The organism is Streptomyces anatolicus, from assembly GCF_019400875.1.
Lineage (GTDB): Bacteria > Actinomycetota > Actinomycetes > Streptomycetales > Streptomycetaceae > Streptomyces > Streptomyces anatolicus.
Map to the genome: position 1 here is coordinate 1 of NZ_WMBF01000272.1, position 8437 is coordinate 8437.

An 8437-nucleotide genomic window follows, 5' to 3' on the forward strand; every position below is an offset into this window, starting at 1 on the left:
CCGAAGCCACGCCCCGGACCGACCCCCACCAGCACCCGACAGAAGGGCACCCGTCATGACCTCCCCCACCTGGACCCCGGACCGCCCCTGGCGCGGCATCATGGTCGCCACCGCGCTGCCCCTCCGCGAGGACCTCTCCGTCGACTACGACGCCTACGCCGAGCACGTCCGCCACCTCATCGCCAACGGCTGCGACGGCGTGGTCCCCAACGGCTCCCTCGGCGAGTACCAGACCCTCACCGATGACGAACGCGCCCGCGTCGTACGCACCGCCGTGGAAGCGGCGGGCGACGGGGCCCGCGTGATGCCCGGCGTCTCCGCCTACGGCAGCGCCGAGTCCCGCCGCTGGGCCGAGCAGGCGGCGGAGGCGGGCTGCGGCTCGGTGCTGCTCCTGCCGCCGAACGCCTACCGCGCCGACGAGCGGGCCGTCCGCGCCCACTACGCCGAGGTCGCCAAGGCGTGGGTGCCCGTGGTCGCGTACAACAACCCCCTCGACACGAGGGTCGACCTGACGCCCGAGCTGCTCAACCGGATCCACTCGGACGGCTCGATCGTGGCGGTCAAGGAGTTCAGCGGTGATGTGCGCAGGGCGTACGAGATAGCCGAACTCGCGCCGGAACTCGACCTGTTGATCGGCGCGGACGACGTCCTGCTCGAACTGGCGCTTGCGGGCGCGGTCGGCTGGATCGCCGGCTACCCGAACGCCTTCCCCGCCACCTGCGCGGAGCTGTACCACGCCGCCTGCGCCCGGGACCTGGACACGGCGCTCCCCCTCTACAAGTCGCTGCACCCGCTCCTGCGCCAGGACTCCAAGACGGAGTTCGTGCAGTCGATCAAGCTCTCGATGGACCTCGTGGGCCGCGTTGGAGGCCCGACCCGCCCGCCGCGCGCCGCGCTGACCGGAGCCACGGAGGCAGTGGTGCGGGCGGCCACCGAGAAGGCATTGGCAGCCGGCCACCACTGACCCCACTCGCCCCGCCTGCTCCCGCCCGTCCCGAGAGGATCCCCATGCGTACCCGGCACGTCTTCCACGCCGTCGACTCGCACACCGAGGGCATGCCCACGCGCGTGATCACCGGTGGCGTAGGGGTGATCCCCGGCGCCACCATGGCCGAGCGCAGACTCCACTTCATCGAACACCTGGACCACCTGCGCACCCTTCTGATGTACGAGCCGCGCGGCCACTCCGCGATGAGCGGTGCGATACTCCAGCCCCCGACCCGCCCGGACGCCGACTACGGGGTCCTCTACATCGAGGTGTCCGGGCTGCTGCCGATGTGCGGCCACGGCACCATCGGGGTGGCGACCGTGCTGGTGGAGACCGGAATGGTGGAGGTCACCGAGCCGGTCACGACGGTCCGCCTGGACACACCGGCGGGCCTGGTCTCCGTCGACGTACAGGTGAGCGACGGCGCGGCGGTGTCGGTCACGCTCACCAACATCCCCGCGTTCTGCGTCGCCCTCGACCGCGAGATCGAGGTGCCGGGCCACGGCACGGTCACGTATGACCTGGCCTTCGGCGGGAACTTCTACGCCTTCGTACAGCTCGACGCGTTGGGGCTGCCGTTCGACCGCGCCCGCAAGGACGAGCTGCTCGCGGCGGGCCTCGCCCTCATGGACGCGATCAACTTTTCGCCGGACCGCCCCACGCACCCCGAGCAACCGGACATCGCCGGGGTGAAGCACGTCTACCTGGCCGCGCCGGGCTCGGACGCGCACCGCTCCCGGCACGCGATGGCGATCCACCCGGGCTGGTTCGACCGCTCCCCGTGCGGGACGGGCACCTCCGCGCGGATGGCGCAGCTGCACGCACGCGGTGAACTCCCGCTGGACCGCGACTTCGTCAACGAGTCGTTCATCGGTACGAAGTTCACCGGACGGCTGATCGCGCGGACGGAGGTGGCGGGCCTGCCGGCGGTCGTCCCGCGGATCACCGGGCGGGCCTGGATCACTGGTACGGCACAGTACTTCCTGGACCCCGACGACCCGTTCCCCGCGGGCTTCACCCTCTGACTTCTCTCGGCTCCCCGCCCGCCCAACTGGCAACGTGACATTGTACTTTGGTTCTCCGCGCGAGCGCGGGGCCCGCCGGAGGGGAGCACCATGGGGCATCTGAAGCAGAAGAACCTCATCACCACCAGGGAGCGGCTGCGCGACCAGGTCGCCCATGCGTTGCGGGCCGCCCTGATCTCCGGCGAGCTGCGCCCCGGCGAGATCTACTCCGCGCCCGGCCTCGCCGAGGACTTCGGCATCTCCGCGACGCCCGTGCGGGAGGCGATGCTGGATCTGGCCCGCGAGGGCCTGGTCGAGCCGGTGCGCAACAAGGGCTTCCGCGTCACGGAGGTCAATGAGCGTGACCTCGACCAGTACACAGAGATCCGCGCGCTGATCGAGATCCCCATGATCGGCCGCATCACCCGCACCGCGGCCCGCGAGGAGCTTGAGGTGCTGCGCCCGGGCGCCGAGGAGATCGTGCGCGCCGCCCGCGACCACGACCTCATCGCCTATCTGGAGGCCGACCGCCGCTTCCACCTCTCCCTGCTCGCCCTGTCGGGCAACAACCGCCTGGTGGAGACGGTCGGCGACCTCCGCAAACGCTCTCGCCTCTACGGCCTCACGGCCCTGGCCGAACGCGACCAGCTGACCCCCTCGGCCGAGGAGCACATCGAACTGCTCGACCTGATGCTGTCGGGCGACGCGACGGCGGCGGAAGAGTGCATGGCGCGTCACTTGGGACACGTACGTTCTCTGTGGGCGACCTCCTGACACCGCCCCACCCATACGGTGGACATCTCACCGATACGTCTTCGACGGGCTCGCCTTCCACGTCCGGTCGAGGGAGTCGTCCCAAGTGCCGTCCCGGTCGAAGCTGGCGGCTCGGCAGCCGCGGGACATGGGCGCCGCAGCGCTATGACGCCAGGAAGCGTCCCCGATCCGGGCGATGGCGTGGCCGCAGTGCCGGCAGACCGTCTGCCCCATCAACTCATCGGCCAGCCGATCGAATTGCGCGGTGCGGTCCGCCACCTCCTCTTTGATGCCCCGCAGCACCTCCTCGGCACTGGAAACCCCCGCTGAGCCTATGAGGTCGCGCACGAGCGCCGCCGCTTCGACGGCGATGTCGGCCCGCCGTGCGGCCTCGACCAGGCGCCGCGCATCCCCACTGTCGGGCGACTTGCGCACCGTCCGTTCCGCAAGTTCAACCGACGGACGGCTCGCCACCACCGTCCGGTCAACGTCGGCCTCGCGCTCCGCGGCGCCGTCTCTCAGGCGCCTGCGCGCCACTTCGAAGGCCCACGCCTCGGTGGACGCCTTCTTGGCGACGTTGAAGTGAGTACTGGTCGCCGCGTCCATCACCGTGTGGAACTCCACCATCAGCGACCCCCAGTGGTCACCGCCGGCGAAATCCTCGGGAGACCAGCCGTAGTGACGCACGAGTTCGTCACGGACACGATCGAAGTGGTGGAGGCTCTTCCGCACCGGCCCGGACGTCTCGATGCGCACGCCGACGCGTTCGGCCCGCGCCAGCGTCTCCGGAGCCACGCCCGCCCACTTCATGTGGCCATCGCGTTCACAGGCGTAGTCGACCCAGGACCAGAACGCCTCCGCGTCCGCGACATCGGGCGCCTCACGGTGATGGCGGCGGCAGAGGAGGGCGAAGTTGCGCACGTCGTTGGAACCGCCGAGCGACTCCGGGACCACATGGGCTCTTTCCACCGGCGCCTGCCAGCAGATCAGACAGATGGGCTCATCGAGGCCCAGGTAGTCGGCGATGGCGCGGACGGGGGGTCTGGACCGACGCCGGTCGGGATGGCTGTCCCGGTTGCGTAAAGGCAGCTCGCGGTGGTCGTAGGCGTGTTCACGGTGGGGATCTCGGAGGTTCAGGACATCAGGGATGTCCTCCCGTTGCGGCTGTGGGTTCTTCGCCTCGTAGAGCGGTGTGTGGATCTCCGTGAGGTACGGGCCGAGGTATCCCAGCAGGAACTCGTGGATGATCTCCCGGGCGTCCGCGTCGTAGTCGCCCGCGGCGTCGCGGTGTCCTTGGACGTCGAGGTAGAGGAGGCGCGGGACACCAGGGCTCTTCACCGCGGCCATCTTGAGGATCGCGAAGAGACGGGTGGCGCACTTGGCGAAGTCCTCTTCGACCCGCATGTCGTGATACAGCGCGATGCCCTTCGACTCCGCGTCGGCACTCGGCATCACGGGCTTCTGTGAGTTGTCGTCCATATACGCACGGTAGACATCGCCACTGACAACGCCCGCCGCGCTCCTACCGGGAAAACAGAAAGACCCCAGATGAACTGGGGTCTTTACTGTTTGCTGGTGTCCGAGGGGGGACTTGAACCCCCACGCCCGTTAAAGGGCACTAGCACCTCAAGCTAGCGCGTCTGCCATTCCGCCACCCGGACTAGGTGCCTGCCGCCCTGCGGGGTGTTCCCCGCGGCGACATGGACAACAATACCAAGGTTTCGGAGTGCCTTTCACCTGCGTATCCGTGCGCCGACCGCCGGATGCACGGCGGGCCGCGCCACCCCGCCTACAGTCTCACCATGAGTGACGGACTGATTACGGGTACTGCCGGTCCTGCGGGCCCCACCAGGGCGTTCGGGCAGGAGAGGGTGCGGCGGCCCCGCGTTCTGTCGCCCTTGCGGGAGCATCTGCGGGACACCATGTGGTTCGCGCCGACCGCGGGGCTCGTGGGTTCCATGGTGCTGTGGTGGGCCGCGGCGGAGCTGGACGCGGAGATCGTACGGATGCTCCAGGAGAGCCGCGACTACGACGTGATCAAGAGCCTGATCGGTGTCGCCAACGACGCCAAGGCGGTGATCAACACGATCGGCAGCGCCATGATGACCTTCATCGGGGTGGTCTTCAGCATCTCGCTGGTGGCCGTGCAGATGGCCAGCGGGCAATTCAGCCCACGCGTGGTGCGGCTCTACGTACGGTCGCGCATCACCAAGGCCACGCTCACCGTCTTCATGGCGACGTTTCTGTTCGCACTGATGACGCTGACCTCGTTCGACAGCGAGCGGGATCCGCGCCTGGTGACGAACGTGCCGCTGATCGAGTCGATCCTGGCGCTGCTGATGGTGCTGGTGAGCCTCCTGTTGTTCGTGGCCTATGTGAACGGGACGGTCCGGATGATGCGGATCGGTTTCGTGATCGACCGGATCGCCAGGGACGCGCTGCGGGTAGCGGCCAGACAGCCGATCGAGCTGCCGGTGGACGCCGGCCGGCTCGGCCCGGAGACCGCCCGGATCACGCATCACGGCAGAGCCGGGGTGCTGCGGGACGTGAACATCGCGCGGGCGGTGCGGGCCGCCCGGCGCCAAGGCGTCGTCCTGCGGCTGATTCCGCGCATCGGGGACTTCGTGGTGCCGGGCACGCCGGTCTTCACGGTGCACGGCGGGGCGGCACCGTCGCGGCGGGCCCTCAGGTACACCGTGTCGGTGGGGGTCGAGCGGACCTTCCACCAGGATCTCGGCTTCGGTCTGCGGCAACTGTCCGACATCGCCCTGCGGGCCCTGTCCCCCGCGGTGAACGACCCGACCACCGCCGTGCAGGCCCTCGACCGCATCGTGCAGTTCCTGGCATCAGTCGCCCCGTACCCGCTGGGCGCACTCGGCCACCGCGACCGGCTCGGGGCGATCCGGCTCGTGCAGTCGGTGCCGGACTGGACCGCGCTGGTGGATCTCGGGTTCGCCGAGATCAGGGCGTACGCGCCCGGCAATCCGCAGGTCACCCGGCGCATGCTGGCCGGCCTCGACGACCTGCTGCTGCTCGCCCCCGAGGAGCGCCGCGAGCCGCTGCTCCGGCACCGGGACCTTCTCGCGCAGGCCGTGCAGCGCTCGGTGCCGGAGCCCGCCGACCGCGCGTTCGCCCTGCGTCCGGACCGCCAGGGCATCGGTTGAGGCCGGCGGCCCCTGGGGTCAGTCGCCGCAGCGTCCCGAACGCAGGGAGCGCAGATGCTCACTGGACTTGCGGGCGAAGGCGTAGGACTCCACCGGGTTGTCATGCTCGGTCTGCCAGTGGTGGTAGCGCCTGCCGTGGTGGGTGCGCGCGGTCACCTTCGACAGGAACTTCTTGTAGTCGATGTCGCCGTCCCCGACGTCGGACATGCGGTAGCCGTCACGGGTCGTCTCGTCGCGCACCCCGTCCTTGACGTGGAAGAGCGGATAGCGGTGCGGCTGCCTGAGGACGTAGTCGACCGGCTCAAAGGGGGCGGGCCTGCCGTCGGGCCGCTTGCCGAACCGGAACTGGGCGCAGTAGGCCCAGTAGATGTCCATCTCCAGATACACGTGGTCGGGCTCGGTCTCGGCGAGCAGCACGTCGTAGAGGCGGACGTTCGGCTTGTCCGTGGCGAAGGAGAACTCCTCGGCGTGGTTGTGCTGGTAGAACTTCATGCCCCGCGCGCGGGCCGCCTCTCCGTAGGTGTTGAAGTCCTCGGCCGCGCGCTTCCAGGCGTCGACGGTCGAGCCGTAGCGGAAGGGGCCCGACGCGGTCCCGATGTGCTTGAGCCCGAGGGCCTCGGCGTCGTCGAGGACCTTGGTGAGGTTCTGCGCGAACGTATACGCGTTCGGGTTGTTGTCGTCGTAGTAGCCGACGTGGGACCCGATGGGGTGCAGACCGTGGTCGCGGGCCAGCGCCTTGAGCTGTGCGAGGGTGATGGCGCCCGCCGAGCCCTGGCTGTATCCGGCGAACTCGATCTCGTCGTAGCCGTACTTCTCCAACTCGGCGAATACGGCCGCGAAACCGAGGGTGTGGACCTTGTCGCGGAGGCTGTAGAGCTGGATGCCCAGGCGGCCGGGCGGCAGTACGGGCCGGCCGCGGCCCTTCTCCCCCGCGCTGGCCGGGGTGGTGGCGGCGACGAGGGCCGCGGCGGTGGCGCCCGCGGCGACGCCGAGCATGCCGCGTCGGCTGAGTCTGTGGGCGAGGTCCGGGTCTGCGAGGGCTGGTTTGCGGTTCATGGGGTTCTCCTCGGCTTGGCTCGGGGTCGTCTCAGGGATGGGTTCGAGAAACGGTTCAGGGATCGCTGGGGGTCGGACCCTGATGGCAGGGCCCGAGCCGTCTGGTTCAGTGGAGATCAAGCAGATTCCGCGGCGCGGGCGGTGAAGCTAGTGCAGGCCCGCGAGGCGGAGGAGCAGCGATTTCACATCGGTGGCCGCGACGCGGCCGCTGACGGCGCGGGGGGTGGAGCACAGAATGAGCGGACTTTCGTCCTCACTCGTGGGGAGGCGGCCATGGCTGCCGCGAATAGGTGAGGGATCCAGGGGCACGACCGCCATGCGGTAGCGCATGCCGAGCTTCTTGCGGGCCAGCGCGCCCGCGGCCTTGAGGCGGACGTAGGGGTCCTCGGGGTCCATGAAGAGTTCGACGGGGTCGTAGCCGGGTTTGCGGTGGATCTCGACGAGCTGCGCGAAGTCGGGCGCGCGGGCGTCGTCGAGCCAGTAGTAGTACGTGAACCAGGCGTCCGGCTCCGCGACGGCGACGAGTTCGCCCGAGCGCGGATGGTCCAGGTGGTGTGCCTTCTTGCCCTCGTCGTCCAGGAGTCGCTCGATGCCGGGGACGTCCTGGAGCGCGGCGCGGGTGGCCTCGAGGTCTTCCGGGCGGCGTACGTAGACGTGGGCGATCTGGTGGTCGGCGACGGCGAAGGCGCGGGAGGCCATCGGGTCGAGGTACTCCATGCCGTCCTGGGTGTGCACCTCCAGCAGGCCCGCGCGGCGCAGGACGCGGTTGATGTCGACCGGCCGGTTCACACGGGTGATGCCGTACTCGGACAGGGCGACGACGGTGCGTCCCTCGTTCCTGGCGTCGTCCAGGAGCGGGGCGAGGGTCGCGTCCAGGTCGGCCGCGGCCCGGCGGGAGCGCGGGTCGTCGGGGCCGAAGCGTTGCAGGTCGTAGTCGAGGTGAGGGAGGTAGCACAGGGCCAGATCGGGGTGGCGGGTTTCGATGATGTGCCGGGTGGCGTCGACGATCCAGCGGCTGGAGACGATGTCGGCGCCGGGGCCCCAGAAGTGGAAGAGGGGGAAGGTGCCGAGTCTGTCGGTGAGTTCGTCGTGCAGAGCCGGCGGCCGGGTGTAGCAGTCGGGTTCCTTGCGGCCGTCGGCGTAGTAGACGGGGCGGGGGGTGACGGTGAAGTCGGTGTCGGCGCCCATCGCGTACCACCAGCAGATGTTGGCGACGGTGTAGCCGGGGTGCGCGCGACGTGCGGCGTCCCACAGCTTGTCGCCGGCGACGAGACCGTTGTGCTGGCGCCACAAAAGTACGTCGCCGAGTTCACGGAAGTACCAGCCGTTGCCGACGATGCCGTGCTCGGCGGGGGTGGTGCCGGTGAGGAAGGTGGACTGGGCCGCGCAGGTCACCGCGGGCAGGACGGTGCCGAGCGGGGCCCGGGATCCGGACTGGCCGAGCGACTTGAGGTGGGGCATGTGGTCGAGGA

Annotated in this window: 7 protein-coding genes and 1 tRNA gene; 4 read left to right on the forward strand and 4 right to left on the reverse strand. The window is 69.6% G+C overall.

The genetic code is table 11. The annotated features are described in order from the left end of the window. The first annotated feature begins 55 nt into the window (after positions 1 to 55). The 3 genes from GKQ77_RS21705 (at position 56) to GKQ77_RS21715 (ending at position 2766) form a co-directional block, all read left to right on the forward strand. Positions 56 to 964 carry a dihydrodipicolinate synthase family protein gene (locus GKQ77_RS21705; protein WP_219690599.1) on the forward strand — a complete coding sequence of 303 codons (909 nt, stop codon included), beginning with the start codon at positions 56 to 58 and terminating at the stop codon, positions 962 to 964. Positions 965 to 1008: 44 nt separating this feature from the next. Further along, entirely contained in the window at positions 1009 to 2013 is a 1005-nt protein-coding gene (locus tag GKQ77_RS21710) for a proline racemase family protein (protein ID WP_219690600.1), read from the forward strand. A 90-nt stretch (positions 2014 to 2103) separates the two neighbouring features. Then, complete coding sequence (locus tag GKQ77_RS21715) at positions 2104 to 2766, forward strand: GntR family transcriptional regulator (protein WP_219690601.1); 663 nt, start codon at positions 2104 to 2106, stop codon at positions 2764 to 2766. Between the two features lie 27 nt (positions 2767 to 2793). On the opposite strand, the gene GKQ77_RS21720 is transcribed toward GKQ77_RS21715, so the two are convergent. Both GKQ77_RS21720 and GKQ77_RS21725 read right to left on the reverse strand, forming a co-directional pair. Next, a complete protein-coding gene (locus tag GKQ77_RS21720) occupies positions 2794 to 4224 on the reverse strand; it encodes an HNH endonuclease (protein WP_219690602.1) in 1431 nt (476 codons plus the stop codon). Positions 4225 to 4318: 94 nt separating this feature from the next. Then, positions 4319 to 4406, reverse strand: a tRNA-Leu gene (locus tag GKQ77_RS21725). 261 nt (positions 4407 to 4667) lie between these two features. Here GKQ77_RS21725 and GKQ77_RS21730 point away from each other — a divergent pair. After that, positions 4668 to 5909 carry a DUF2254 domain-containing protein gene (locus GKQ77_RS21730; RefSeq protein WP_258021714.1) on the forward strand — a complete coding sequence of 414 codons (1242 nt, stop codon included), beginning with the start codon at positions 4668 to 4670 and terminating at the stop codon, positions 5907 to 5909. Positions 5910 to 5927: 18 nt separating this feature from the next. Here the strand turns inward: GKQ77_RS21730 and GKQ77_RS21735 are convergent, their stop codons facing one another. Further along, positions 5928 to 6965, reverse strand: coding sequence for a sugar phosphate isomerase/epimerase family protein (locus tag GKQ77_RS21735; RefSeq protein ID WP_219690604.1), 1038 nt, complete (start codon positions 6963 to 6965; stop codon positions 5928 to 5930). 147 nt (positions 6966 to 7112) lie between these two features. After that, on the reverse strand, positions 7113 to 8437 hold a 1325-nt coding region (locus tag GKQ77_RS21740), incomplete at its 5' end, for an alkaline phosphatase family protein (RefSeq protein ID WP_219690605.1).